Here is a 25,711-nt window from a genome sequence, read left to right on the forward strand (position 1 = left end):
GTTGAAATGAAGACGTTCTTGAGACGGTTGTTGCCCAAGCGTTTTCGCAAGGAAGGTGTGACGATCCCCGTCGTCCGGCTCCACGGCGCGATCATGGCCGGCGGCGGTCAGTTCCGGCCGGCGCTCAACCTGGCGACAGCGGCCCCGCTTCTCGAAAAGGCCTTCGCAAACAAGGACGCGCCTGCTGTCGCGATCTCCGTCAATTCGCCTGGCGGCTCCCCGGTGCAGTCGCGGTTGATCTACCAACGCATCCGTGATCTCGCCCAGGAGAAGAAAAAGCGTGTGCTGATCTTCGTCGAGGACGTCGCCGCATCCGGCGGCTATATGATCGCGCTTGCCGGCGACGAGATCATTGCCGACCCGACCTCGATCGTCGGCTCGATCGGCGTTGTCTCCGGCGGGTTCGGTTTTCCGGAACTCCTGAAGAAGATCGGCGTCGAGCGGCGTGTCTATACCGCTGGCGAAAACAAGGTGATGCTCGATCCGTTCCAACCGGAAAAGGAAAACGACATCGCATTCCTGAAGAACCTGCAGCTCGATATCCACGATACCTTCATCCAGATGGTCAAGGCCCGTCGCGGCCAGCTGCTCGCCGACGATCCGGATATCTTCTCCGGCCTTTTCTGGACCGGCCGGCGCGGGCTGGAGCTCGGCATCATCGATAGTCTCGGCGATCTGCGCGGCGAGGTGAAGAAGCGCTATGGCGACAAGGCGCGGCTCGAGCTCATCCAGCCGGTGCGCAGCCTTTTTGGCCGCCGGCAGAGCGGCGCGGCCATTGCCGGTGCTCTGGTCGAGCCAATGGCCGCTTCCGCAGCGGCGGGACTTGCCGAAGCCATCGAGGAAAGGGCATTGTGGGCGCGGTTCGGGCTTTGATGCCTGCCCGGCCTGAAATGTCCTTGGAGGGAAAATGCCGCAACTCATCCTGCTCCTGATCGCAGGTTTCGTCTTCTGGCTCGGCTATCGCAAGTTCGTGGCGGATGCCCAGAAGCTGACGCGCCAGCGCGAACAGGCTCGCCGCGAGGAGCAGACCGGGGCGCAGGGAACATTGGTGCAGGACCCGGAGACCGGCGAATACAGGCTGAAGCGCGACGGCGAGTGAGGGCGGTCGGAACGCGTCAGTGTGGCTGCGGTCTATTTGCCCGCCCGCTGCCGTAGCGCTTGACCCCTGTCATCAGGCGTGGCACCTGTCCGGCACATTTTCTAGAAGAAATCCGGACGCGATCCATGACCACTCTGCCTGATCATATGAACCCGAAGCGCTCGTTTCAGGCTCTGATCCTGACACTCCACAATTACTGGGCCGACAAGGGTTGCGCCGTGCTGCAGCCCTACGACATGGAAGTGGGCGCCGGTACCTTCCATCCGGCAACGACCCTGCGCGCGCTGGGCCCGCGTCCCTGGCGTGCGGCTTACGTCCAGCCGTCGCGTCGCCCGACCGACGGCCGCTACGGCGAAAACCCGAACCGCCTGCAGCACTACTATCAGTATCAGGTAATCCTGAAGCCGAACCCGTCCAACCTGCAGGAACTCTATCTCGGCTCGCTCGAGGCGATCGGCCTCGACCCGCTGCTGCACGATATCCGCTTTGTCGAGGATGACTGGGAAAGCCCGACGCTCGGCGCCTGGGGTCTCGGCTGGGAGTGCTGGTGCGACGGCATGGAAGTGTCGCAGTTCACGTACTTCCAGCAGGTCTGCGGCATCGAGTGCTCGCCGGTTTCGGGGGAACTGACCTACGGTCTCGAACGCCTCGCCATGTATGTGCAGGGCGTCGACAACGTCTACGACCTGAACTTCAACGGTCGCGAGGGTGCCGAGAAGATCAGCTATGGCGATGTCTTCCTGCAGGCCGAACAGGAATATTCGCGCTACAATTTCGAATACGCCAACACGGCGATGCTGCATCAGCACTTCATCGATGCGGAAGCCGAGTGCCAGGCGTTGCTGGCTGCCGGAGCACCGGGCGACCACAGCAACAACCACCTGCACAAATGCGTCTTCCCAGCCTACGACCAGTGCATCAAGGCAAGCCATGTGTTCAACCTGCTCGATGCCCGCGGCGTGATCTCGGTCACCGAGCGCCAGAGCTACATCCTTAGGGTGCGCACGCTCGCCAAGGCCTGCGGCGAAGCCTTCCTGTTGACCGACGCCGGTGGCGCGAACCTCAACCGGGACGCCGCTTGAGCGTAGAACCGTCCGGCCTTGTCGCTCACATCAACGGCTGGCCGGGCACCGGTAAGCTGACGATCGCGCGCCATCTTGCTGAAAGGCTGGGCGCGGGGCTCGCCGACAATCACACGCTGATCAATCCGGCCGAGGCACTGTTTGCGCGCAGTGACCCGCTTTATCGCTCGCTTCGATCGGCGGTCCGCCAAAGCGTGTTCGAGCACCTGGAAAGGGCGGCAGCCGAACGGTCGTTCATCTTCACCGATGCGCTCTCGGACGATACCACCGACACGCGTGCCTTCGAGGACTGCGCCGCACTCGCGCAAAAACGCGGCGCTCGCTTCGTTGCGGTCGTGATCGATTGCGACGTCGAGGAAAATGTCAAGCGCCTGACACGCGCCGGCCGGAGCAAGCTGCACAAGCTGACCGATCCGGAAGTTCTTCTGGGATTGCGGCGCGCGCACCGGCTGCTGCGCGGCAGAAGCGACCGATTGATTGAGATCGATGTGACGACGCTCGGCGCTGATGAGGCGGCAGCGGCGATCGCGGCGCGGATCGCTGAACCTTCAACTGTCAGATGACGAAGGTCGTGCCGGCGTCGTTCTTGCAGTACGGCTTCATTGTGGGATAGGCGCCGGTATAGACCTGACCGGAGTAGGTCTGAAGAGCGCGGCGAACACCGCTCGGCCGTTCCGGAGAATGGGCGCTCGCATAGGCAACGAAGAGCGCCGTAAAGGCGATCACGTTGATGAGAGTTGCGAGCGTTTTCATGGTCTTCACTTCGTTTCCGGTGTTGTTCGATGAACCGACTATCGCCCATCACCGGTCCGGTCGCCGTTCCCGATGGAACAGGAAAGCCGGTCTTTTGACGTGAAAAGGCGTGGCATCGGGAAACACAGTGTTCACGGTGCAGGCGGGAATTGGGGAGGAGCAGGTTTCTCTGGCCAAATGCTGCAGAAAGCGCTTTGAAGCTGAGAAGCGAATGCTAATCTCTGCGCGAGTTTTTGGAGGGTGCCCTATGATCGGTCTGGCAATCGCCGTCGTCGTGATTCTGTATCTGGTTTTCGTCTATAACGGTCTCGTCAAGGCGCGGCAGATCGCCGAGGAGGCGTGGTCCGGTATCGATGTGCAGTTGAAGCGCCGCGCCGATCTGATCCCGAACCTGATCGAAACCGTGAAGGGCTACGCCGCACACGAGAAGTCGACGTTCGAAGAGGTGATCGCCATGCGCAACCGCGCACAGGCGGTACCAGCCGGCGACGTCGAGGGGCGGGCCCAGGCGGAAGGCGCGCTCTCCCAGGCGCTCGGCAAGCTCTTTGCGCTGGCGGAAGCTTATCCGGACCTCAAGGCCAACGAGAATTTCGCCGAGCTGCAGCGCTCGCTGGAAACGATCGAGGGCGAAATCCAGATGTCGCGCCGCTATTACAACGGTGCGGCCCGTGACTTGAACGTCAAGGTCGAGAGCTTCCCGTCCAACCTGATCGCCAACGCCTTCCGCTTCGTCAAAGCCGGCTATTTCGAGATCACCAACGAAGCCGACCGCGCGGTGCCGCAGGTCAAGTTCTGACCGCCACGCCTCCCGAACATTCCTCGCCGCGGGATCCCGCCGCGGCGCCATTCGCATCAAGAGACCTATTCGATGACCTCCGATAGCATGAAAAAACTGACCATCCTGCCGACCGACCACCCGCTCCGCGGTCATGTGCGCCCGCCGGGCTCGAAGTCGATCACCAACCGGGCGCTGCTTCTGGCCGGCCTTGCCAAGGGCACGAGCCGGCTGACGGGTGCCTTGAAGAGCGACGACACCCGCTACATGGCGGAAGCCTTGCGCGCGATGGGCGTCGAAGTCAGCGAGCCGGATGAAACGACCTTCGTCGTCACCAGCACGGGCAAGTTGCTCCCGCCGGCAGCTCCCTTGTTCCTCGGCAATGCCGGAACGGCGACACGCTTCCTGACGGCTGCTGCCGCGCTCGTCGATGGCACGGTCGTGGTCGATGGCGACCAGCACATGCGCAAGCGGCCGATCAAGCCCTTGGTCGAGGCACTCGGAACGCTCGGCGTCGAAGTCACCTCCGAAACCGGCTGCCCGCCGGTCATCGTCAAGGGCACCGGCGGCTTCCCGGCCGGTCGCGTCGTCATCGATGCCGGCCTGTCGAGCCAGTATGTCTCGGCCCTGCTGATGGCGGCCCCCGGCGCCAAGGGTCCTGTCAGCATCGAGCTTGCCGGCGACGAGATCGGCGCGCGCGGTTACATCGACCTAACGGTTGCCGCCATGCGTGCCTTCGGCGCCGAAGTCGAGCAGCTGAGCCCCTCCGTCTGGCAGGTCGCGCCGACCGGCTACAAGGCAGCCGACTATGTCATTGAGCCGGATGCTTCGGCGGCGACCTATCTCTGGGCTGCGGAAGTCCTGACCGGCGGCGCCATCGATATCGGCGTTCCGGCGGACGCCTTCTCGCAGCCGGATGCCCGCGCCCATGCGGTGATCGCGAGCTTCCCGAACCTGCCCGCCGTCATCGACGGCTCGCAGATGCAGGACGCGATCCCGACGATCGCCGTGCTTGCCGCCTTCAACAACACGCCGGTGCGCTTCGTCGGTCTCGCCAACCTGCGCGTCAAGGAATGCGACCGCGTGCGCGCGCTGTCGCTCGGTCTGACCGCGATCCGGCCGGATCTGGCGCATGAGGAAGGCGACGACCTGATCGTCTCTTCCGATCCCACGCTTGCCGGCCAGACCTTGCCCGCCTCGATCGACACCTTCGCCGACCATCGCATCGCCATGAGCTTTGCGCTTGCCGGCCTGAAGATCCACGGCATCGCCATCGAAGATCCCGGCTGCGTTGCCAAAACCTACCCGGCCTATTGGGATGCGCTCGCCTCGCTCGGCGTCGAATTTACCGGCGACCGGCCTTGATACCGTGCGGGATGTGCGGCCGTGTCTGCGGTTTCCGCGCGCATCCCGTTCTCACCCATAAGAACCGATTTCGTGTCTTGAACCTCAACCGGAAGAAAGCTTGATCCGCATGGTCCGTTTCGCTGCCGCATTTGCCGTTCTGGTGTTTTTGCTGGCAACGGCAGGCGTCGGTCGGGCGGAGGAGGTCTTCTCCGCCTATCGCTCCGTCATCGATGTCGCCAAGGACGGCACGATGACGGTGACCGAGACGATCACGGCGACGGTCGAGGGCAACAAGATCCGCCGCGGCATCTATCGCGACATGCCTTTGACCTTCACCGACGCGAAGGGCAAGCGCAGCAAGGTCGATTTCAAGCTGCTCTCGGTCGAGCGTGACGGCGAGGAGGAGCCCTACCGCACCGAGACGATCAACGGCGGCATCCGCATCTACACCGGTTCGGCCGAGGTCTTTCTGGAGCGGGGCGAGCATACCTTCCAGTTCACCTACGAGACTGGCCGGCAGGTCCGCTTCTTTGACGATCACGACGAACTCTACTGGAACGTCACCGGTACGGAGTGGGATTTCCCGATCGACGAGGCGAGTGCGACCGTGACGCTGCCGGACGGCGTCAGGGCCGAAGCGCTCGATTATTTCACTGGCAGCTATGGCGCGACCGGCAAGGATGCGCGCGCATCCAGGGACGGCAGCGAAATCTTCTTTGCCACCACCCGACGTCTCGATCCGCGCGAAGGGCTGACGATCGCCATCAAGATGCCGAAGGGCAGCATCGACAGGCCCGCCTCCAGCCAGGAAAATGCCTGGTGGCTGCACGACCATCTGGCGCTCGTCATCGCCGGTGCCGGCCTTGCCGTCGTCCTGCTTTACTATAGCCAGGCCTGGCTCAGGGCCGGGCGTGACCCGGACCGCGGCGTCATGGTGCCGCGCTGGGATCCGCCGGAGGGCATCTCACCGGCGCTCGTCAATTACATCGACAACAGGGGCTTTTCCGGTGAGGGCTGGACCGCGTTGTCGGCGGCAGCACTCAATCTCGCGGTCAAGGGCCACGTGGTTCTCGAAGACCTGAAGAACGCCATCGTCATTGCCGCCACCGGCAAGAAACCCGACGAAAAGCTGCCGACCGGCGAGGCGGCCGTGATGAAGGCGGTCAATGCCGCTGGCGGCAAGCTCACCATCGACCGCGCCCATGGCACACGGGTGCAGGCGACCGGCGCTGATTTCCGCAACGCCATGGAGCGCGAGCATCGCGGCAAGTACTACCACGCCAACAGCGGTTACATCGTCGCCGGTGTCATCCTTTCGGTGTTGGCGGTTGCGGCCGTGTTCCTGTTCGGGGATCTCAGCGAGGACAGCCTGCCGCTGGTGATCGTTCCTGTTTTCATCGCCTTCTTCGTCTCGATCCTCGCAGTCTCCTTCGGCAAGTCGCTTCGCCGCGAAAGGAGCCTGATGAGCCGGATCATGTCGATCGTCGTGGTCGCCTTCATCGGCTTCGTCGCCTTCACCATCTTCTCGACCATCCTTGCGGCCGTCTTCTATTCGGCAGCCGAAACCGACGAACTGCCGCTGCTCTTCGTGATCGGTGCGATCGTGCTCGTCAACGTGCTGTTCTTCTTCCTGATGGGTGCGCCGACGCCGCTCGGAACGCGGATGATGGATGGCATCGACGGGCTCAGGCAATACATGACGCTCGCCGAGAAAGACCGGATGAACATGCAAGGCGCTCCCGAAATGTCGCCCCGGCATTTCGAGACGCTGCTCCCTTACGCCGTGGCGCTTGGCGTCGAGAAGCCCTGGACCGAGACCTTCGATCGTTGGCTGCTTGCCGCGGCGGCTGGGGCGGCTGCGGCCGCTGCCTATCAGCCGGGCTGGTATCACGGTGACGGCTTCGGCTCGAGCACCTTCGGCGATCGCATCGGCGGTTTTGCCGGATCCATGGCCGACACGATGACGTCGTCGCTGCCGCCCCCACCCAAATCGTCATCGTCGGGCTTTTCTTCCGGCGGCGGCTTCTCCGGCGGCGGCGGTGGTGGCGGTGGTGGCGGCGGCTGGTAAATCCGCCTCGCACTTGCCCTTGGAAAACCAAATTCATCGCGGCGCTTGGTGACAATCTTGCCAGAGATTGCTAAGTCCGCCGCAACCGTCAGGAACAGAAAAAGTCACTCCCATGCCCGATCTTCTTATCGAACTCCGCTCCGAGGAAATTCCTGCCCGCCTGCAGCGCAAGGCGGCCGGCGACCTCAAGAAGCTGCTGACCGATGCCCTGGTCGAAGCGGGCCTGACCTATGAGGGGGCGCGCGAGTACTGGACACCGCGCCGGCTGACGCTTGACATCCGCGGCCTCAACGCCCGCTCCGCCGATGTTCGCGAAGAGCGCAAGGGTCCGCGCACCGACGCCAACGAGAAGGCGATCGAAGGCTTCCTGCGCGGCGCCGGCCTTTCCTCGATCAGCGAGGCGCATGTCCATAGCGACCCGAAGAAGGGCGACTTCTACGTCGCCCATATCGTCAAGCCGGGCCGTCCCGCCGAAGAGATCATCGCCGAGGCGATGCCGGATATCATCCGCAATTTCCCCTGGCCGAAGCCGATGCGTTCCGGCGTGGCATCGGCCAGGCCCGGCGCGCTGCGCTGGGTCCGCCCGCTGCAGTCGATCGTCTGCACCTTCGGGTCGGAAACCGAGGAAACCCATGTGATCCCGTTTGAAGTCGACGGCATCGTCGCCTCGAACGTCACCTATGGTCACCGCTTCCATGCACCGGAAGCGATCACGGTTCGCCGCTTTGCCGACTATGCCGAGAAGCTGGAAAAGGCGAAGGTCGTTCTCGATGGCGAGCGCCGCAAGGAAATGATCCTGGCCGACGCCCGCAATGTCGCCTTCGCCAACGGCCTTGAGCTCGTCGAAGACGAAGGCCTGCTCGAAGAAGTCTCCGGCCTCGTCGAGTGGCCGCAGGTGCTGATGGGCAGCTTCGAGGAAGCCTATCTCGAAATCCCCTCGGAAATCATCCGACTGACGATCAAGACCAACCAGAAGTGCTTCGTCACCCGCGCGCCGGGCGCCGACACGCTCTCCAACAAGTTCATCCTGGTCTCGAACATCGAGGCGAAGGACGGCGGCAAGGAGATCGTGCATGGCAACGGCAAGGTCGTGCGCGCCCGTCTTTCGGACGCAGCGCATTTCTGGCACCGCGACCAGGGCAACTTGCCGGATCTCGAAACGCTGGAAGCATCCGCCAAGAAGTTCAATCTGGACCTCGGCAAGCCGCTCGATCAGCGCATGGCCAAGCTCGATGCGCTGAACGTTACCTTCCATGCCAAGCTCGGCACCCAGGGCGAACGCGTCGCGCGTATCCGCGCGCTTGCCGGTGAACTTGCCAAGGTCACCGGCGCCGACGCCAAGCTCGTCGACCGCGCCGTCGTGCTGGCCAAAGCCGATCTGCGCACTGAAGCCGTCGGCGAATTCCCTGAGCTTCAGGGCATCATGGGGCACAAGTACGCCCTGCTTCAGGGCGAGAACGGATCTGTCGCCACGGCGATCGAGGACCATTGGAAACCGAATGGTCCCTCTGACCGTGCGCCTACCGATCCGGTGGCAGTGACCGTTGCGCTTGCCGACAAGCTCGACACGCTCGTCGGCTTCTGGGCGATCGACGAAAAGCCGACCGGCTCGAAAGACCCCTTTGCGCTGCGCCGCGCCGCACTCGGTGTGATCCGCCTGATCCTGGAAGGCAAGGCGCGCCTGGCGCTGTTGCCTGTATTCGAGACGGCACTCGTCGCCCTGCGCGCGCAGAAGCCGGCGCTTGCGGACGACATTTCGGCCGATCTGCTCTCCTTCTTCCATGATCGCCTCAAGGTCTATCTGCGCGACCTCGGCGCCCGTCACGACCTGATCGACGCCGTGCTGACGCCGGAAGCCGACGACCTGCTGATGATCGCCCGCCGCGTGGAAGCGCTGACCGCCTTCATCACCGACGAGGAAGGCCGCAACCTCTTGGCCGGCACCAAGCGCGCCACCCAGATCCTCGCAGCCGAAGAGAAGAAGGGCACTGCCGTCGCCGACGCCGTCGATGCCGGCCTCTTCCGTCTCGACGCCGAGAAGGCGCTGCACCAGGCTGTCGAAATTGCTTCGGCTGAAGCACGCGATGCGATCGCCAAGGAAGACTTCCGTTCGGCCATGGAAGCGCTGGCCAAGCTGCGCGAACCGGTCGACCAGTTCTTCAACGACGTACTCGTCAATGACGATGATGCGGCAATCCGTGCCAACCGTCTGGCGCTGCTCGGCCTGATCCGCTCGGCCACCGGCACGGTCGCGGACTTCTCGAAGATCGTCGGCTAAGGCCGGGTCGCCGCCGGGAGACCGGCGGCCTCACACCCGCGCACAAACGTTCAAGCGGCTCGCTGCCCGGCGACCTATATGCTGTCTCGATCACGCAAGATGGAGACAGCCGATGACTATCGCGACAAAGGCCTACAAGCCGATCAATTTTGCCGAAAAACTCTCGCTCTTCAGCGATCAGTGGCAACCGCGCGTCCTTGCCGAACTCAACGACTACCAGTTCAAGATCGTGCGCATCGAAGGCGATTTCATCTGGCACGATCATGAAGATACCGACGAGGCCTTCATCGTACTCGAAGGAACATTGCGCATCGATTTCCGCGATGGGGCTGTGACGCTCGGTCCCGGCGAAATGTACGTCGTGCCGAAGGGCGTCGAACACAAGCCCTATGCGGAGCGCGAGGTGAAGATGCTCTTGATCGAGCCGCGCGGCACGCTCAACACCGGCCACGAGGGTGGCGAACGCACCGCGGAAAACGACCGCTGGATCTGATCCCTTGTCCGGGTCACTACGATCTCGCTTGCTGACCGACATGGCGCCGGAGTAGAGAAAGGCATGCCCGCAAAAATTCTCGTCAGCGCCTGCCTCATGGGCCATGCCGTCCGCTATGACGGCCAGTCGAAGCCGCTCCTGCACCCGGCGATCGACCGCTGGCGCGCGGAAGGCCGTCTCGTGACCATCTGTCCGGAAATGTCGGCCGGCATGCCGGTGCCGCGTCCGCCGGCCGAGATTGCCGCCGGCGCTGTCGGCAAGGACGTGCTCGCCGGCAAGGCGAGGGTGGTGGAGATAGACGGCGGCGACGTCACCGAGGGGTTCATACAGGCTGCCGAAAACGCTCTTTCGCTTGCCAGGCAAGCCGACTGTCGCTTCGCGCTCCTGATCGATGGCAGCCCGTCCTGCGGGTCGGGTTTCGTCTATGACGGGAGCTTTTCCGGCGCGCGCCATCCGGGTGAAGGCGTAACGGCCGCCTTGCTCCTCGCCAACGGCGTCGAAGTCTATTCTGACAGACAGATAGAGGCGCTGGTCACGCGGATCGATGAATTGGAAGGCTCGCAATAAAAAGATTGCGCCCCCGCTTCTCTCAGGGGCGCAATCTCTCGCTCTTACAGCGATACGCCCGTCAGCCTTTAAATGCAGGGGACGGCTGAGCGGGGCAGGGAACTTTCCCGATAGGCGATCAGTCTAGCCGAAGTTCGAGGGTGGACGGATCAAAATCCTGTGAGCTCTCGTCGGCCACGGGCACAGCCACCATGGACGCGCCGATCGGGGTCACCGCGGCGGTCTTTGCGGTCTGATCGATGGAAAGAAACTCCGGCCTGGAAGCCTGCGGGTTCTGGTCGTTTGCGATGTTCGAGACAGTCACCGTTGCAGCATCGTCGGTTTCGGCCGCAGCCGTCCTGATCATCTCGTGGGACGGCTTGCTGACGAACACCACCGGCGATCCGCCGAGCCAGGCCTCCGTGCGCACCATCTTCATCTCGCCGTTGATTTTCTTGAGCTCGATCGTCTCGTCGCCCGCCGCGATCGTCGGGACGACGTAGGTGACCTTCTTCCGCGACTGCAACGGCGGGCAATCGACGCAGGAAACCGTGGAGACGCTGGCATTGTCGGTCGTGCCGGAGGCGATGGCTTCGATCGACGACGCCGCGGCGTTGCCAGCAGCAAGCCCAAGGACGGTGGTGATCAGCAACAGGCGCATCGTTTTTCTCCCGGATCGTTACCGGCGAGAATATGCGCGCTCCCTTACTTTCCCGTCAGGAGAATTGGTAAAAATAGAATGATCCGCGAATTGACCGGTTTCCGGTCAGGCCTTCTCGCGCGCGACCGCGCGCCAGCCGATATCGTGCCGGTAGAAGCCGTTGTCCCAGGAAACGGCCGACAGCGCCGCATAGGCCCTGTCCTTGGCCGTGCCGGCACTTGCCCCTGTCGCCGTAATGTTGAGCACACGGCCACCGGTTGCGACCAGGCCTCCATCCTTCATCGCTGTGCCGGCGTGGAACACCTTGGTGGTGTCGGATGCTGCGGGGAGGGCGTCAATCGGCGTGTTCTTCGCGTAGCTGCCCGGATAGCCCTTGGAGGCCATCACGACGGTCAGCGCCGTCTCGTCGCGCCATTCCACAGTCATGCCGGCGAGCGTGCCGGTCGCCGCGGCATAGAGAAGCGGCAGAAGATCGCTCTTCATGCGCATCATCAGCACCTGGCATTCCGGGTCGCCGAAGCGGACGTTGTATTCGATGAGTTCCGGTCCTTTGGCGGTGATCATCAGCCCGGCAAAGAACACGCCGGAGAAGGGATGGCCGCTTTCCGCCATGCCGCGCATCGTCGGCTCGATGATTTCCTTCATAGTGCGCTCGATCATCTCTGACGTCATGACCGGGGCCGGCGAGTAGGCGCCCATGCCGCCGGTGTTCGGTCCGGTATCGCCGTCGCCGACGCGCTTGTGGTCCTGGGCCGACGCGAGCGCCAGCGCCGTCTTGCCGTCTGAGAGGCAGAAGAAGCTTGCCTCCTCGCCATCGAGATAGGCTTCTACGACCACTTCGGCGCCGGCGGCGCCAAAGGCGCCGGCGAAACAGTCGTCGACGGCGGTGAGCGCCTCGTCGAGCGTCATGGCGACGGTGACACCCTTGCCGGCGGCGAGACCATCGGCCTTGATGACGATCGGTGCGCCGTGTTCACGCACATAGATCTTGGCGCTCTCCGCATCGGTGAAGCGGCCATAGGCGCCGGTCGGAATATCGTAGCGGGCGCAGAGATCCTTGGTGAAGCCCTTGGAGCCTTCAAGCTGGGCGGCGGCGGCAGACGGGCCGAAGACGGCGATATCGGCTGCGCGCAGCACGTCGGCGATACCGGCGACCAGTGGACCCTCAGGTCCGACCACGACGAAATCGATCGCCTCCTTGCGGCAGAAGTCGGCGACCGCTGCATGGTCATCCGTGTCGAGCGCGATGATTTCCGCTTCTTCGGCGATACCGGGATTGCCCGGTGCGGCATAAAGCTTCGTCAGTTTCGGCGACTGCGCGATCTTCCATGCAAGGGCGTGTTCGCGCCCACCCGATCCGATCAGAAGAACCTTCATTGCAGCCCCCGATATCCCGAAAAATGTTGCGCTGCGGTTAGGACGGCAGGGCGGCAAGGTCAAGGGAAAACGGGAGTTCGGGCGGCGATTCTCGCAATCGCCACCATCTCAGGCGATGGCCTGGCGGCTCTGTTGCTCGTCCAGCGCTTCGTCGTGCGCATAACGCGCGGTGCGTGTCAGCGCCCAGATCGCCAGATCCTCGATCGGCAGCGGCTTGCTGATGAGGTAGCCCTGGAACAGGTCGCAGCCGGCAGCCGTCAGCATGGAGAGTTTCTCCGGCGTGTCGATGCCTTCGCCGACGACCGCGACGTCCTTGGCGTGGCAGAGCGCGATCAGCGCCTTCAATACCGGCAGGGAATGCGACGCGGTGAGGTTCGACACCAGCGCCCGGTCGAGCTTGATGGTATCGGCGGTGTATTCGATGATCTGCTGCACGGACGTGTAGCCGGCGCCGAAATCGTCGATCGAAAGCCGGAAGCCGTTCTGGCGGAGCGCATCGATGTTGCGGCGAAGCTGGTCGCTGAACTTGACGGCGAAGGTTTCGGTAAGCTCGATCTCGATCGAGCGTGCCTCCAGCCCATGCCGTTCCAGGCAGTCGGCGAAGTGGTCGGCGATCGCCTTGGAATGCAGTTCGGCCGAGGAAATGTTGATGGCGAGCACTGTTTCGGGGCCGAACAGGGCCTTCAACTGGCCGCAGTCGGACATCGCCTTGTTGATCACCCACCAGTCGATCTTGGTGAAGAGCCCTGAGCTTTCGGCGATCGGCACGAATTCATCCGGGGTGACATTGCCGAGCACCGGCGAGTACCAGCGCAGCAGCGCCTCGCAGCCGGTGACCCGGCCCTCGGTATCGACCATCGGCATGTAGACGAGGTGGAACTGTTCGTCCGGATCGAGCGAGCGCAGCTCGTCCTGGATCTGGCGCAGCCGCGTGCGCTTGTCGTGAAGCGCGCGCGAGTAGCGGGCGGAGCGGTTCTTGCCGCTGGTCTTGGCCTGATACATTGCCGCATCGGCATTCGCGATCAGTTCGGTGAGGTTGGTGGCGTCATCCGGGCAGATCGCAGCGCCGATGCTTGCGGTCACCGGATAACGCTTGTCGGAGACTTCGAAGCCGTCCTCGAACAGCGAGAGGATGGCGCCCGAGATTTCCCGGACCGTTCCGTCGCCCGGGCGCGAGCGCACCAGCACGGCGAATTCGTCGCCTGAAAGGCGCGCGAGGATCGCCGGCTTTTGGCCGCGGCGCTCGGTGATCACGTCGACCCGCTCGGCGATGCGGGCCGCCAAGGTTTTCAGGAGTTCGTCGCCGATCTCGTGACCATGCTTGTCGTTGACGAACTTGAAGTTGTCGATGTCGATGAAAAGCAGGCTGCACTTCTCGCCGGCCGCGATCGCCTCGCGAACGACGCCGGCGGCGAGTGCGTTGAAGTGGCCACGGTTGCTGATCCCGGTCAGCGTATCGGTCCAGGAGCTGCGTTGCACGAGCTTCAGCGATTGCACCGACTGGCGGTGCAGTTCGCGGATGTTTTCGGTGAGACGCCCGATCTCGCCCTTTTCTTCCATATCGCGGATTTCGTCGCGCGCACCCACCATCACGGCCATCACATTGGCGTCGAGAGTGGCGATCGGATCGGTGATGAAGCGGCGGATCAACATGATGATCAGCCAGATCGAGAACAGGCTCATGGCGACGGCGCCGAGCGCCAGCAGGATTTTCTGCCGCGCCATCAGCGCGTCGAAATGCTCGCTCGAAACGGTGAGCGTCGCATAAAGCGAAGGTCCGAGATGCACGCTTGCCGAAAGGTCGTCGGTGATGGCCTGCGGCCAGGGCTGCAGAACGATGTCGGATCCGTATTCCTTCTTCAGCGCCTGCTGCATGTCGAGGAAGCGGTCGGGCTGGATCGCGACCTGAACGAGCAGGGCGTTCGATTTCTTGCTCGGCAACGGCCGGGTAAAGGCAATGGGGTCGAGGAAGAACGAATAGACGATGCGCGGTCTCTGGCCCGCTTCGTAGAGATAGGTCCAGTCGGCGAGCTTGTCTTCGCGGATCAGCCGGCGGGCGAGGTTGAGCTGCGCCTCGTCGATCTCGGCGAACGGATCCCAGCTGTTTTCAAAATAGTATTCGGACTTGAGTTCCGAACTCAGAAGCGCGAGCGAAACATAACCCGTCGGATCGTCGAGCAGCGATTTGACGCTCTCCTGCAGCCGGACGCCGAGCGCATTGGCCCTGTAGCTCGCATCGGTTTCGGAAACGTACTGGCGCAGCGAATTGCCGTTCAGCAGCGCATTGAGAAAGCCCTTGCTGCGGCCGATCTCGTTCTGGAAGACGGCGGCCGCATGTTCAAGGCGCTGCGACAGCTTGGCATGCTCGAGCGCGCGGATGGAGCGGCTCTGCGTGACGTGGACCGAGACCGCCGCCAGCAGATAGCCGGCAAGCACCACGGGAAAGATCAGGATGAGCGCGCGTTTGCCGAGGTTCACTGGAAATTCGCCAATGTGCTGATGATACGCCGGCGCAGTTGCACCGACTCTGTGGACAGTTCCTGTTGATACTGGCTCTTGGCCAGAATGTCGGGCGAGGGGTAGATCGCCGGGTCGGAGCGAACCTCTTCCGGCAGGAGTGCGTGGGCCGCCCGGCTTGCCGTCGGCATGTTGAGCGCCAGCGCGTTGGCGGCGGCACTTCCCGGCGAACCGAGATAGTCGAGCAGCGCCAGCGCCCGATCCTTGTTTTGCGAATTGGCAACGACGGACATGCAGTCGAGCCAGGAGAGTGTGCCTTCCTTCGGAACCGCATAACGCCACACGCCAGGGGTGCTGGCCTTGGCGTTCAGCACGTGCTGGTCGCCGCTGTAGCCGAGCGCCATGTAGATGTCCTTGCTGACTGCAGGGTTCTGGATCGCGCTGATGATGTATTCGTAGGTGAGCACCGAAGGGGCCTGTTCCTTCATCAGCGTAAAGGCGGCCTTCAGCGTGCTGCTGTCGTTGGTATTGATCGATTGGCCGAGCAGCATCAACGGGGCGACGAAGGCCTCGTTGTGGTCGTCGTACATGGCCACATGCTTGGCAAGCGCAGCGGCAGGGTGCATCAGATCCTGCCAGGAGGTCGGCGCTTCGGCCAAGACGTCGGAACGGTAGAGAATGCCCATCGTGCCCCAGAGATAGGGCAGGCCCCGGCCGGAGCAGCGCTTGCGCCAGCTCTCGTCATAGTCCCTGAGCGAGGCGACGTTGGTCTCGTCGATTTTTTCGAGAACGCCCTTGCGACCGAAGAGAGCGGCGCTGTTTTCGCCGGTTACCACCAGATCGACGCGGCTGTTCGGATCGGCCAGCACCTCGTCGCGGGTATCGCCGCTGTCGTAATAGACCTGGTGCACTGACACGCCTGTAATCGACGACCAGCGGTCGAGGATCTTCTGGTCGATATAGGATTCCCAGATGAGCAGGTTCAGGGTCTCGGCCGGTGCCGCCGTTGCAAAGAGCAACGTCGCCAGTAAGGCCGGAATCGCCGTTCGCCCCTGCATTGTGTACCCCTGCCCAAGCCCGTCAGACGACCGTAGCGCGCAAAAATTGATGAATGATTACGTAGGGCTGCGACGAGTGGCCGGGGTGCCGCGTGCCGTTGGCCGCGCAGACGAAAACCGGGCGCCGCATGGCGGCGCCCGGTCCGATTTTCTGTTTTTTCTGCCGGGGCGGCTATCGCGTCGGGATCTTCGGCAGGAGGATCGTCAGGATGCCGAGCAGCGGCAGATAGGAGCAGATCGTGTAGACGAACTCGATGCCCTGCCGGTCGGCGAAGATGCCGAGTACGGCAGCGCCCATACCGCCGAAACCGAAGGCGAACCCGAAGAAGACGCCGGCAATCAGTCCGACGCGACCGGGAACCAGCTCCTGGGCGAAGACGACGATCGCCGAGAAGGCCGAGGAGAAGATCAGGCCGATGATGACGGAGAGCACGCCGGTCCAGAAGAGGTTCGCATAGGGCAGCATCAGCGCGAAGGGGATGACGCCGAGGATCGAGAACCAGATGACGAAGCGGGCGCCGTAGCGGTCGCCGATCGGGCCGCCGAGGAAGGTCCCGGCTGCGGCAGCGCCCAGGAACAGGAACAGCATCAACTGCGCCTGCTGTACGTCGATACCGAATTTCTCGATGACGAAGAAGGTGAAGTAGCTGGAGATGCTCGCCATGTAGACGTTCTTGGTGGCCGTCAAAAGCACGAGCACGGCAACAGCCCACATCACCCGGCCCTTCGGCAGAGGCAGTGCCCGGCTCGGCGCAGCGCGGCTCATGGTCGTGCGGCGATGGCGGACATACCAGGTGCTGACCCAGGAGAGCACGAAGAAGCCGATGATCGCGACGATCGAGAACCAGCTGAGGCTGCCCTGGCCGAAGGGGATGACGATGAAGGCGGCGAGCAGCGGACCCATCGCGCTGCCGGCATTGCCGCCCACCTGGAACAGCGACTGCGCCAGGCCATGGCGGCCGCCGGAGGCGAGGCGCGCGATGCGGGAGGACTCCGGATGGAAGATCGCCGAGCCGACGCCGATCAGGCTGGCAGCAACCAGAAGGACCCAGAAATCATGCGCATTTGCGAGCAGGATCAGGCCGCTGCAGGTCGACAGCATGGCGAGCGGCAGGGAATAGGGCAGGGCCCAGCGGTCGGTGATGATGCCGACCGCCGGCTGCAGCATCGATGCCGTCAGCTGGAAGGTAAAGGTCAGGAGGCCGATCTGCACGAAGTCGAGCGAGTAGTTCGCCTTCAGCAGCGGATAGAGTGCCGTCAGCAGCGACTGCATGATGTCGTTCAGCATATGGCAGAAGCTGACTGCCAGGATGACGGAGAAAGCCGTCTTCTCCGGGGAGATCCCGGAAGTTGAAGTCACGGTAGACATGGGTGATTCCTTGCCGTCTCGAAGGTTGTGTGCGGCGTGGCCTATCTCTACTGAGGTTGCGGTTGGCCTGCTTTTGTGATCTGGTCGATTTCTTTCGTGAGTGGGCCAAATGCCGATCCGCCGATATCCGCTGCCGCAGCTTCCCGATGACGATCACTTCCGGAACCTCGACTGGGTCGAGACGGGAAACGCCCCGGTGCTCGCGCTCGGACGGGATTACAATGCCGGCCTCCTCGTGCCTTTTCACAAACACACCCGGACCCAGCTGTGGTGGGCGCGCGGCGGCGTCGTGCTGATGCGCACCGAGCGCGGGCGGTGGATGGTGCCGCCCGGCCACGCTTTGTTGATCCCGGCGGGCGTGGAGCATTCGGCCGAGATGATCAGCGACGTGCGCATGCACTCGATCTATTTCGCGCCGGACCTTTTGCGCGCCGAGCGGCCGATGGTCATGGAAATCAACCCGCTGGCCGGCAGCCTCGTCGATGCGCTCGTCAGCGTAGAGAACGAGGCGATGTCGGAGCGGCGCGAACAACTGGTGACTGATCTGCTTTTGGAGGAAATCGGCCGGCTGCAGGAGCGCCCACTCGGCCTGCCGTTCCCGCGCGACGAAAAGCTTGCGGCGCTCTGCCGGCAATTCCTGCAGGCGCCGTCGGCGGCCGCAAGCATCGACCAGTGGGCCGACAGGCTGGGTCTCAGCCGCCGCTCGTTCACGCGGCTGTTTCGCAACGAGACGGGCGTCAGCTTCGTCACCTGGCGCCAGCAGGCCTGCATCTTTGCCTCGCTGCCGCTTCTGGCCGACGGCGAGCCGATCATCAATGTGGCGCTCGATGCCGGTTATGAGAACGTCGCGGCCTTTACGACGATGTTCCGCCGCATGCTCGGCAGCCCGCCGAGCGTCTATCTGAAGACCTATCTCGGCCAGTGACCGCGGGCAGCTACGGCGCTCATGGGAAACGAAAGCTGAATTGACCTGGTTAACGGAATCGTAGGAACAAGGGCCAATAACTCGCCCTGTGCCGTTCCTGCCCACTCCCTCCTTCGGCCCGACGGCACGGCCAATTTCGCCCCGGCGAATGAATCTTCCGGAGTTGTTTCTTGCGTATCCGTTCTCTTGTTTTCCTTTCTGGAACCCTTTTGCTGTCGGCAAATGCCGCCTCCGCCGGTGACGGCCAACATTTCTGGTCCGGTGACTGGTACCTGAAGGTCGGCGCCACCGGCTTTTACGGCCCGAAATACGAAGGCGCTTCCAAGCGCATGTTCCAGGCGGCCCCGCTGATCTCGCTCGGCAAGGCCGGCAGCACGGTCCGCTTCTCCTCGCGCAACGACAACATGTCCTATGCGCTGGTCGACCAGGGCAGCTTCCGCGCCGGTCTCGTCGGAAAGCTGATTTTCGAACGCGATGCCGGCACGTCCAGCGACCTCAAGGGACTTGATCCGGTCAAGTTCGGCGGTGAAGCCGGCGGCTTTGCCGAGGTCTACCCGACCGACTGGCTGCGTGTGCGCGCCGAAGTCCGCCAGGGTATCCGCAGTCACCACGGCGTCGTTGCCGATGTCGCGGCGGACGCCTTTGCCGATGTTAGCAGCAATGTCCGCATTTCCGGCGGCCCGCGCCTGTCGGCAGCCAGCAGCGGCTACTACACGGCCTATTACGGCGTGAATGATCGCGAGGCGACGGCCTCCGGTCTCAGCAACTATACCCCGCATGGCGGCGTCGGCTCGGCCGGTGTCGGTGCTGCGATCACTTGGCAGGCAACCGAAAAGCTCGAGACGAGCGCCTATGCCGAATACAAGCGCCTGCTTGGCCCGGCGGCCGATTCCAGCCTCGTTCGCGAACGCGGCAGCCGCAACCAGGTTCTCGTCGGTCTGTCGGCCACCTACCGCTTCGACTTCACGCTTCCCTGATCAGGCGTTTTCCTCCCGTGGTCGGCGGCGATCTCGCCGCTTGACCGGCCGGGCCTGCGGCGTCAAACAGGGATATGAACACAATCTCTGCCGATTCCGGCCGCGTTCAGGACGCGCCGTCCAACAACTGGGTCTATCGCGTGCTGCCGCGTGCGCTCTGGCCCTATGCGCAGCTTGCCCGCTGGGACCGTCCGATCGGCTGGCAATTGCTGCTGCTGCCTTGCCTCTGGTCCGTGGCCCTGGCGTCGGGTGTGTCGGCGAGTGCCGGTCAATTCTCCTTCGGCCGCTTCCTGTTCCATTGCTTCCTGTTCACTGTCGGCGCCATCGCCATGCGTGGTGCTGGCTGCACCTACAACGATATCGTCGATCACGACATCGACATGGAGGTTGCCCGTACCCGCTCGCGGCCGCTGCCGTCGGGGCGCGTCTCGCGCCTTCAGGCCAAGGTGTTCACGGTGCTGCAGGCACTTGTCGGCCTTGTCGTGCTGCTGCAGTTCAACACCTTCTCGATCGTGCTCGGCATTCTGTCCCTGGCGACCGTCGCGATCTATCCCTTCGCCAAGCGGTTTACCGACTGGCCGCAGTTCTTTCTGGGATTGGCGTTTTCCTGGGGCGCGCTGATGGGCTGGGCGACCGAATTCGGCACGTTGTCGGTTGCCGCCGTTCTGCTTTACGGCGCTGCCATCGCCTGGACGATCGGTTACGACACGATCTACGCTTACCAGGACAAGGAGGACGATGAACTGATCGGCGTGCGCTCGACGGCGCGGCGTTTCGGTGAAAACCCGCGCCCCTGGCTGATCGGCCTTTATGGCATCGCGACGCTGCTCGTCCTTCTGTCGTTCGTTGCAGCCGGCGCCGGTGCCGTCGCCTATGTCGGCCTCCTGATCGCAGCAGCGATGCTGACCTATCAGATCCTCGTCCTGAACATCCATGATCCTGCACAGTGCCTGGCGCTGTTCAAGTTCAACAGCATCGTCGGTCTGATCATCTTCGCCGGGCTGGTGCTGGCGCTTCTCCTGCGCCTGATATGAAAAATCCTCCGTTGCGGCGGAGGATCGTCTTCATTGCCCCATGGTCGGCCTGCCTGTTGCGGGCCGCAAAAATCTCAGGCCCAGCTGATGTCGCGGGCGGCCTTGCGCTTCCTCGCCTCGTGACGCGCACGGAAGCTGGACAGGACGGCGGCAACGACTGAGGCGATGTGCTTGCGCATCGGGTTTCTCCTTCTTTCGTGGTCTTGGCTATGCAGCCCATATGGCACGAAGAAGGCGACGCAACTGTTTCCGGGGGAACATTCGGTAAATCGTCGGGGGAGGCGGCGACGACCCCAGTGCATGCGTGCACGAAGAAAATGTCCCGACAGATCTGACCTCGCCAAACGCGACAGCCGGCCGCAGGGAACGGCCGGCTGTCGCGCTGGAGGTAGGCTCTTCAATCAGCTGCGGGCGATGATCTCGCGCCCGTCGATCTTCATGTGTACGCCAAGCGTGCCGGTGGAGCGGCGCACGAGGAAGCGCGGGCGGCGCTCTGCGAAGAAGGAGTGGCGGCGGCGCGGCTTGACGGGCGCGGTGCGCACGTCGCCAAGGTGCTCTTCGAGCGGCCTTGCCACGCCATCCGCTTCGACCATGAGCATCGGAATGCGATAAGCTTCTGCCCAGGCGCGCCAGTCGGCTGCGATGTCGGACAGGTCGTGTGCGACGAGCAGCGGGACACAGAGGTCCGGGTCGTCGTGATGAAGTTCCAGCGTCACTGTAACGTCTCCGTCGCCGTGATCGATCGCGCGAGCCGCGACCCCCTTGAATGCGCGCGCCGGCAGTGCGATCGAAAGCGGCAGGCCGCTCGATGGTAGCACCTTGCGCAGAACTGCGCCACGCTCGTCCAGGCTGATCGTGACATTACCGGTGTGACCGCGCAAGGCGTAGCTCGCCTGCTGTGGAAAGCGCTGCGGATCAAGACGGAGCGTGTTTTCGACCCATGCGGGTTGAGAGAGTGTGTTGCGCATTTCAATCGCCCTTGTTTTTCCTTGAGAGCCGGTTTCCGGTCTTCTCGTCGGGACTTTTCGTCCTCTATGAGCGGGAGAATAGGCGGCGCCCTTTCCGAACGACTTAAAATTCGCGGTTAAGAAAACTTTGCGTTTCTCGATGGTTAGCAAAAGCCGACCGGTCAGGGTTTCCGTTTCGTCAACAGCGCGGCCGCATTCGTTCCGATCAGGCGCACCTTTGCCGTCGTTCGAACTGCCGGGAAAAGCCACACGCAAGCCAGTCCTGCAATCATGACGCGTCAGAATTCTGTTTCGGGGCTCGGGTCCAGCCTGTCCCCATGGGTAACCGACAAGGCGCCAGGGCATGGTATCGACCTATCTCGACTACAGTCGCATCACGCGGGACATGAGGAGCAGCCTCAACCGCATTGCCCAGCAGCCGCAGATCGCGCGCGAAGCGGAGTATTATAAAGAGAACATCGGCAGCGTGAAAACTGTCGAGGAGTTTCTGAACGACTATCGACTCTACTCATACGCGATGAAAGCGCATGGCCTGGAGGACATGACCTATGCCAAGGCCTTCATGCGCAAGGTGCTGGAAAGCGATCTTTCGGACGAAAGCAGCTTTGCCAACCGTCTCACCGATGAACGCTACCGCAACTTCGCGCAGGCCTTCAGCTTCAGCTCGTCGAAGCCGGTGGCTCAAACCAACGCACAGCAGGATGCGCTGATCGGTCTCTACAACGAGCGGATCGCCAGCCTCGACACGGCCATGCGCGGAGAGATGGCCTATTTTGGCGCGGCCATGGATCTCGTCACCGATGTCGACAAGTTCCTCGGCAACGAACGACTGCGTTCGTTTGCCTTCACCGTCTTCGATATTGACCCGAAGACGTTCAACTACACCGAGGTCCGCGACGCGCTGACCAGCGACCCTGCCGCTCTGACCGCAAGCCGCACGGCCGCTGTGACGAGGCGGGAAGAAGCGCTCAAGCTGCAGACTGACCTTCAGACGCGGCTCAAGTCCCTCGGGGAGATTAACAGGCTGACGTCCGAACTTGCGGAGGCGCCCGCTGCCGACAAGCCGGCGATTCAGGCCAAGATCGACGAGCACAACGCGATCGTCGCCGATCTCGATGCCAAGCTTCCGCCACGCGACCAGGCGCCCGCGCTGCTCGCATCGCTCGGCGAGGAATTGAACACGCTGAACGGGCGCATCCGCAATCTCGAAACCTACATCAAGTTGGCGGAAACCTTTAACTTCAACGCTGATGGCAGCGTGCCGGCCGGCGAAAAGGCGATAAGCGACGCAAAGAAGACGGAACTCAACAACATCTACGTGTTCAAGAAACCGGGCGAAACGCCGCTCGGCGGCGCGCGCCTGACCGGCGCCGGGGCACTGCTGAACAAGGAATATTACGAAGGCAAGATCGCCGGCGTCACCAGCATCTCCGAGCTGACCAGCGACAGCCGGCTGTTCAACTACCTCGTCACGGCCTTCGGCCTCAAAGCGTCGACGACCGTGCCGTCGACGATCGAAAACATCCTCACCAGCGACATCAACGACCCGAACAGCTACGTCAACACGCAGGGCGGCGAGTACAATGCCGCCTTTAAGGAAATGCACAAAGCCTTCAACTTCCGGCCCGACGGCACGCTGCAGCCCGGCAAGACGGCGCAGGACGCCGATCAGTTGAAGAAGACGTCCGACGGCTACATGGTCCGCTACAATGACAAGGGCGATGCCGAAGACGAAGCCTTGGTCAAGCGCTTCAAGCTGCTGGTCAATTCGATGGAGTCGGTCGACAAGCTGCTGGCCGACAGTGGCGTACTGAAGTTCACGCTCAGCGCCTTCGGTCTCGAAGACGAGGGCCTGAGCAAGCGTGATCTGAAGCGCATTCTGACGAGCGATCTCAACGATCCCAGAAGCTACGTCAACACGCTGCGCGACGAACGCTACGTCAAGCTCGTGAAAGCGTTCAACTTCAATCCGGACGGGACTCTCGGCGCACCAAAACTCGCCCAGAGCGACGGCGACATCATGAATACGGCGCGGGCTTATATCGTCGCCAAGTCCCGCTTCGGCACGGACGACGAGAAGAAGATCGCGAAGGAAAAGGCCCAGGAAGAAGCCAAATATTACACCTCCGAGATCGCGAAGATCGAAACGCTGGATGCCTTCCTCAAGAACCGCCGGCTGGTCGACATGGTTCTCGTCGGCGCAGGTATCGATCCGGAGACGGTCAAGTCCGACTATCTCAGGAGTATGTTTACGTCGGATCTCGAAGATCCGAAGAGCTTCATCAACACCGACCCGAATGGGCTGAAGTATCGCGAGATCGTCTCGTCCTTCAACTTCGACAAGGACGGCAAGATCGTCAGGGGCGAGGCAGGGCAGATCCAGACCCGCCGCGGTCTCGTCACCACCGTTGATCTCTTCCTCAATCAGTCGCTCGAAGAGAAGGAGGGCGCCGATAACGGCGGCATTCGCCTGGCGCTCTATTTCAAGCGCAAGGCCTCGGACATCAACACGGCCTACGACATCCTGGCCGATCGCGCCCTGTTCGAGGTCATCAAGACCGCCTACAGCATGCCGGAGGGCTTGCAGAACGCCAAGATCGAGGCCCAGGCGGCCTTTATCGAGCGCACCGTCAACATCAAGGAACTGCAGCAGCCGGGTCAGCTTGAGAAGCTTCTGCAACGCTTCACGGCGCTCTACGACGTCGAGAACAACCAGGATGTATCGCCCGGTCTCGCGATTCTGACTGGCGGCGGCAGCGCTGGCGTCAGTGCCGAGACCTTGCTGTCGCTCTCGCAATTGCGCGCAGGCGGCCGCTGACGCACGCCGTCTGACGGTCAGCCCAAGACTGTTGCTGCATCGCCGCGCACCGCGCGAAACGGCGCGTCGTCAACCGTCGGCGCGCAGCACTTTATCGGGGTTCATGATACCTGCAGGATCGAACGCGTGCTTGATGCGTTGCATCAGCTCGATTTCGATCGGCGCCCGGACCTCGGCGAGTTCGTCGCGCTTCAACTGGCCGATGCCGTGCTCGGCGGAGATCGAGCCGTTGTAGCTCAGAACGATGCCGTGGACGATGGCGTTGATTTCGCGCCAGCGGTCGAGGAAGGCCTGCTTGTCGGCGCCGACTGGCTGCGAAATGTTGTAATGGATGTTGCCGTCGCCCATGTGGCCGAAGGAGCAGATGCGGGCGCCGGGGATCGCTTTCACGACGGCGGCATCCGCCTCCTTCATGAAGGCCGGAATGCTGGAGACGGGCACGGAGACATCGTGCTTGATCGAGCCGCCCTCGGGCTTTTGTGCCGGCGACATGCTCTCGCGCATGTGCCACAGCGCCTTCGCCTGTGTCTCGTTGGCGGCAATCACTGCATTCTCGACGAGGCCGGCCGCATATCCCTGCTCCAGCAGGTCCTGCACCATCCGTTCCGCGCTTTCGGCGCTATCGGACGTCGAGATATCGATCAGCGCGTACCAGGGATGGACCGTTTCCATCGGATCACGAACGCCGGGGATGTGCTTGGTGGTGAATTCGACGCCGAGCCGCGGCATCAGCTCGAAGCCGGTCAACGCCGGCCCGCAAAGGCTGGACGCCTTTTCGAACAGAGCGAGCGCATGCTCGACGCTGCCGACTCCGGCAAAGGCGACCTGATGCCCGAGCGGCTTCGGGAAAAGCTTGAGCACGGCGCCGGTGATCACGCCGAGCGTGCCCTCGGCACCGATGAAGAGATCGCGCAGGTCGTAACCGGTATTGTCCTTCTTCAACCGGCGCAGCCCGTCCCAGATTTCGCCGGTCGGCAGCACCACTTCGAGGCCGAGGCAGAGCTGACGCATATTGCCATAGGCAAGAACGGCGGTGCCGCCGGCATTGGTGGAGAGGTTGCCGCCGATGCGGGCTGAACCTTCCGAGCCGAGCGACAGTGGGAACAGGCGATTGTGCTCGTCCGCCGCCTTCTGGATGTCGGCGAGGATACAGCCGGCATCGGCGACGATGACATTGCCGACCGGATCGATGTCGCGAATGCGGTTCAGCCGTTCCAGCGAAAGAACGATGTCTGCCTTGCCCTCCCGCGGGATCTGCCCGGCGACATGGCCGGTGTTACCGCCCTGCGGCACGATCGCCGTGCGGGTGGCGCTCGCGAGCTTCATGATGCGCGAGACCTCGTCGACGTTGGCCGGACGCAGGACCATCGGCGTCGTGCCGAGGTAGAGTCCGCGCGATTCGACGAGATAGCGCGCCTTGTCGGCTTCGTCCGTCAGCACGTTGGTGTTGCCGACGATCTCGGCGAAGGAAGCGATGAGTTCGGGAGAGGGAAGGGTGGTCATGGGCCTCACTTCGCATTGCGCCTGCGCGCGCTATCGGATCGGTCGATCTGAGGATCTGGTCCTCGGTTCCTGGTTGGCGGCGATCATAACCGCAATTGGTGCCGTTCGATGAGGGTGGGTGCG

General features: G+C 62.9%; 22 protein-coding genes. 14 read left to right on the forward strand and 8 right to left on the reverse strand.

Annotated elements, in window-relative coordinates:
* Positions 1 to 6 precede the first annotated feature (6 nt).
* The 4 genes from IB262_RS15230 to IB262_RS15245 all read left to right on the forward strand — a co-directional run bounded on the left by IB262_RS15230 (position 7) and on the right by IB262_RS15245 (position 2,744).
* Positions 7 to 873, forward strand: coding sequence for a S49 family peptidase (locus tag IB262_RS15230; RefSeq protein ID WP_110818499.1), 867 nt, complete (start codon positions 7 to 9; stop codon positions 871 to 873).
* 34 nt (positions 874 to 907) lie between these two features.
* Complete coding sequence (locus IB262_RS15235) at positions 908 to 1,099, forward strand: membrane protein (RefSeq protein WP_034801076.1); 192 nt, start codon at positions 908 to 910, stop codon at positions 1,097 to 1,099.
* A 125-nt stretch (positions 1,100 to 1,224) separates the two neighbouring features.
* Entirely contained in the window at positions 1,225 to 2,181 is a 957-nt protein-coding gene (locus tag IB262_RS15240) for a glycine--tRNA ligase subunit alpha (RefSeq protein WP_060516372.1), read from the forward strand.
* Positions 2,178 to 2,744, forward strand: a complete 567-nt coding sequence (locus IB262_RS15245; RefSeq protein ID WP_112975941.1) for an AAA family ATPase — start codon at positions 2,178 to 2,180, stop codon at positions 2,742 to 2,744. Before IB262_RS15240 ends, IB262_RS15245 begins: the two co-directional genes overlap by 4 nt.
* Here IB262_RS15245 and IB262_RS15250 read toward each other — a convergent pair.
* Positions 2,737 to 2,934: a hypothetical protein gene (locus IB262_RS15250; protein ID WP_034801082.1), complete on the reverse strand. Its 198-nt coding sequence runs from the start codon at positions 2,932 to 2,934 to the stop codon at positions 2,737 to 2,739. The two genes, IB262_RS15245 and IB262_RS15250, sit on opposite strands and share 8 nt — an antisense overlap.
* Before the next feature lie 247 nt (positions 2,935 to 3,181).
* On the opposite strand from IB262_RS15250, the gene IB262_RS15255 reads away from it, so the two are divergent.
* From IB262_RS15255 to IB262_RS15280, 6 genes are all read left to right on the forward strand, one after another.
* The gene (locus IB262_RS15255; RefSeq protein ID WP_034801085.1) at positions 3,182 to 3,730 is read left to right on the forward strand and encodes a LemA family protein; all 549 of its coding nucleotides are present in this window, start codon (positions 3,182 to 3,184) and stop codon (positions 3,728 to 3,730) included.
* A 72-nt stretch (positions 3,731 to 3,802) separates the two neighbouring features.
* The gene (locus IB262_RS15260; protein ID WP_112975940.1) at positions 3,803 to 5,074 is read left to right on the forward strand and encodes a 3-phosphoshikimate 1-carboxyvinyltransferase; all 1,272 of its coding nucleotides are present in this window, start codon (positions 3,803 to 3,805) and stop codon (positions 5,072 to 5,074) included.
* A 109-nt stretch (positions 5,075 to 5,183) separates the two neighbouring features.
* Complete coding sequence (locus IB262_RS15265) at positions 5,184 to 7,124, forward strand: DUF2207 domain-containing protein (protein WP_192356882.1); 1,941 nt, start codon at positions 5,184 to 5,186, stop codon at positions 7,122 to 7,124.
* Between the two features lie 112 nt (positions 7,125 to 7,236).
* The gene (glyS, locus tag IB262_RS15270) at positions 7,237 to 9,402 is read left to right on the forward strand and encodes a glycine--tRNA ligase subunit beta (protein ID WP_060516363.1); all 2,166 of its coding nucleotides are present in this window, start codon (positions 7,237 to 7,239) and stop codon (positions 9,400 to 9,402) included.
* Between the two features lie 112 nt (positions 9,403 to 9,514).
* Positions 9,515 to 9,895, forward strand: a complete 381-nt coding sequence (locus tag IB262_RS15275; protein WP_060584107.1) for a cupin domain-containing protein — start codon at positions 9,515 to 9,517, stop codon at positions 9,893 to 9,895.
* A 63-nt stretch (positions 9,896 to 9,958) separates the two neighbouring features.
* Positions 9,959 to 10,462, forward strand: coding sequence for a DUF523 domain-containing protein (locus IB262_RS15280; protein ID WP_110818497.1), 504 nt, complete (start codon positions 9,959 to 9,961; stop codon positions 10,460 to 10,462).
* Between the two features lie 118 nt (positions 10,463 to 10,580).
* Here IB262_RS15280 and IB262_RS15285 read toward each other — a convergent pair whose 3' ends face one another.
* The 5 genes from IB262_RS15285 to IB262_RS15305 form a co-directional block, all read right to left on the reverse strand.
* Positions 10,581 to 11,102 carry a plant virulence effector HPE1-like domain-containing protein gene (locus IB262_RS15285; RefSeq protein WP_112770484.1) on the reverse strand — a complete coding sequence of 174 codons (522 nt, stop codon included), beginning with the start codon at positions 11,100 to 11,102 and terminating at the stop codon, positions 10,581 to 10,583.
* A 105-nt stretch (positions 11,103 to 11,207) separates the two neighbouring features.
* Positions 11,208 to 12,479, reverse strand: a complete 1,272-nt coding sequence (purD, locus tag IB262_RS15290) for a phosphoribosylamine--glycine ligase (RefSeq protein WP_112975846.1) — start codon at positions 12,477 to 12,479, stop codon at positions 11,208 to 11,210.
* Between the two features lie 108 nt (positions 12,480 to 12,587).
* A complete protein-coding gene (locus IB262_RS15295; RefSeq protein ID WP_034801106.1) occupies positions 12,588 to 14,957 on the reverse strand; it encodes a GGDEF domain-containing phosphodiesterase in 2,370 nt (789 codons plus the stop codon).
* Positions 14,954 to 15,994 (reverse strand): spermidine/putrescine ABC transporter substrate-binding protein, encoded by a 1,041-nt coding sequence (locus tag IB262_RS15300; protein ID WP_112975847.1) that lies wholly within the window; start codon positions 15,992 to 15,994, stop codon positions 14,954 to 14,956. The genes IB262_RS15295 and IB262_RS15300 overlap by 4 nt, the downstream gene beginning before the upstream one ends.
* A 172-nt stretch (positions 15,995 to 16,166) precedes the next feature.
* Positions 16,167 to 17,363, reverse strand: a complete 1,197-nt coding sequence (locus tag IB262_RS15305; RefSeq protein ID WP_060516356.1) for an MFS transporter — start codon at positions 17,361 to 17,363, stop codon at positions 16,167 to 16,169.
* Positions 17,364 to 17,472: 109 nt separating this feature from the next.
* Here IB262_RS15305 and IB262_RS15310 point away from each other — a divergent pair, with 109 nt between their 5' ends.
* The 3 genes from IB262_RS15310 to ubiA all read left to right on the forward strand — a co-directional run bounded on the left by IB262_RS15310 (position 17,473) and on the right by ubiA (position 20,299).
* Positions 17,473 to 18,288, forward strand: a complete 816-nt coding sequence (locus tag IB262_RS15310; RefSeq protein ID WP_034801113.1) for a helix-turn-helix transcriptional regulator — start codon at positions 17,473 to 17,475, stop codon at positions 18,286 to 18,288.
* A 170-nt stretch (positions 18,289 to 18,458) separates the two neighbouring features.
* On the forward strand, positions 18,459 to 19,265 hold the full coding sequence (locus IB262_RS15315; protein ID WP_051659573.1) for a MipA/OmpV family protein: 807 nt from the start codon (positions 18,459 to 18,461) through the stop codon (positions 19,263 to 19,265).
* Between the two features lie 74 nt (positions 19,266 to 19,339).
* On the forward strand, positions 19,340 to 20,299 hold the full coding sequence (ubiA, locus tag IB262_RS15320) for a 4-hydroxybenzoate octaprenyltransferase (RefSeq protein WP_112975848.1): 960 nt from the start codon (positions 19,340 to 19,342) through the stop codon (positions 20,297 to 20,299).
* Positions 20,300 to 20,700: 401 nt separating this feature from the next.
* Here ubiA and IB262_RS15325 read toward each other — a convergent pair whose 3' ends face one another.
* Complete coding sequence (locus IB262_RS15325; protein WP_034801118.1) at positions 20,701 to 21,267, reverse strand: DUF6101 family protein; 567 nt, start codon at positions 21,265 to 21,267, stop codon at positions 20,701 to 20,703.
* A gap of 343 nt (positions 21,268 to 21,610) precedes the next feature.
* Here IB262_RS15325 and IB262_RS15330 point away from each other — a divergent pair, with 343 nt between their 5' ends.
* Entirely contained in the window at positions 21,611 to 24,085 is a 2,475-nt protein-coding gene (locus IB262_RS15330) for a DUF1217 domain-containing protein (protein WP_112975849.1), read from the forward strand.
* A 69-nt stretch (positions 24,086 to 24,154) separates the two neighbouring features.
* Here the strand turns inward: IB262_RS15330 and IB262_RS15335 are convergent, their stop codons facing one another.
* Positions 24,155 to 25,588, reverse strand: a complete 1,434-nt coding sequence (locus IB262_RS15335) for an FAD-binding oxidoreductase (protein ID WP_112975850.1) — start codon at positions 25,586 to 25,588, stop codon at positions 24,155 to 24,157.
* Between the last annotated feature and the right edge of the window lie 123 nt (positions 25,589 to 25,711).

The sequence above is a fragment of the Ensifer sp. ENS02 genome, from assembly GCF_014851885.1.
Classification (GTDB): Bacteria; Pseudomonadota; Alphaproteobacteria; order Rhizobiales; family Rhizobiaceae; genus Ensifer; species Ensifer adhaerens.

What these genes read in the sequence shown, in the direction of transcription:
- glyS (WP_060516363.1), top strand. Translation starts at nt 7,237, where the DNA reads ATGCCCGATCTTCTTATCGAACTCCGCTCCGAGGAAATTCCTGCCCGC.
- IB262_RS15235 (WP_034801076.1), top strand. Translation starts at nt 908, where the DNA reads ATGCCGCAACTCATCCTGCTCCTGATCGCAGGTTTCGTCTTCTGGCTC.
- IB262_RS15330 (WP_112975849.1), top strand. Translation starts at nt 21,611, where the DNA reads ATGGTATCGACCTATCTCGACTACAGTCGCATCACGCGGGACATGAGG.
- IB262_RS15300 (WP_112975847.1), bottom strand. Translation starts at nt 15,994, where the DNA reads ATGCAGGGGCGAACGGCGATTCCGGCCTTACTGGCGACGTTGCTCTTT.
- IB262_RS15335 (WP_112975850.1), bottom strand. Translation starts at nt 25,588, where the DNA reads ATGACCACCCTTCCCTCTCCCGAACTCATCGCTTCCTTCGCCGAGATC.
- ubiA (WP_112975848.1), top strand. Translation starts at nt 19,340, where the DNA reads ATGAACACAATCTCTGCCGATTCCGGCCGCGTTCAGGACGCGCCGTCC.
- IB262_RS15265 (WP_192356882.1), top strand. Translation starts at nt 5,184, where the DNA reads ATGGTCCGTTTCGCTGCCGCATTTGCCGTTCTGGTGTTTTTGCTGGCA.
- IB262_RS15255 (WP_034801085.1), top strand. Translation starts at nt 3,182, where the DNA reads ATGATCGGTCTGGCAATCGCCGTCGTCGTGATTCTGTATCTGGTTTTC.
- purD (WP_112975846.1), bottom strand. Translation starts at nt 12,479, where the DNA reads ATGAAGGTTCTTCTGATCGGATCGGGTGGGCGCGAACACGCCCTTGCA.
- IB262_RS15310 (WP_034801113.1), top strand. Translation starts at nt 17,473, where the DNA reads ATGCCGATCCGCCGATATCCGCTGCCGCAGCTTCCCGATGACGATCAC.
- IB262_RS15260 (WP_112975940.1), top strand. Translation starts at nt 3,803, where the DNA reads ATGACCTCCGATAGCATGAAAAAACTGACCATCCTGCCGACCGACCAC.
- IB262_RS15275 (WP_060584107.1), top strand. Translation starts at nt 9,515, where the DNA reads ATGACTATCGCGACAAAGGCCTACAAGCCGATCAATTTTGCCGAAAAA.
- IB262_RS15250 (WP_034801082.1), bottom strand. Translation starts at nt 2,934, where the DNA reads ATGAAAACGCTCGCAACTCTCATCAACGTGATCGCCTTTACGGCGCTC.
- IB262_RS15240 (WP_060516372.1), top strand. Translation starts at nt 1,225, where the DNA reads ATGACCACTCTGCCTGATCATATGAACCCGAAGCGCTCGTTTCAGGCT.
- IB262_RS15285 (WP_112770484.1), bottom strand. Translation starts at nt 11,102, where the DNA reads ATGCGCCTGTTGCTGATCACCACCGTCCTTGGGCTTGCTGCTGGCAAC.
- IB262_RS15325 (WP_034801118.1), bottom strand. Translation starts at nt 21,267, where the DNA reads ATGCGCAACACACTCTCTCAACCCGCATGGGTCGAAAACACGCTCCGT.
- IB262_RS15305 (WP_060516356.1), bottom strand. Translation starts at nt 17,363, where the DNA reads ATGTCTACCGTGACTTCAACTTCCGGGATCTCCCCGGAGAAGACGGCT.
- IB262_RS15230 (WP_110818499.1), top strand. Translation starts at nt 7, where the DNA reads ATGAAGACGTTCTTGAGACGGTTGTTGCCCAAGCGTTTTCGCAAGGAA.
- IB262_RS15280 (WP_110818497.1), top strand. Translation starts at nt 9,959, where the DNA reads ATGCCCGCAAAAATTCTCGTCAGCGCCTGCCTCATGGGCCATGCCGTC.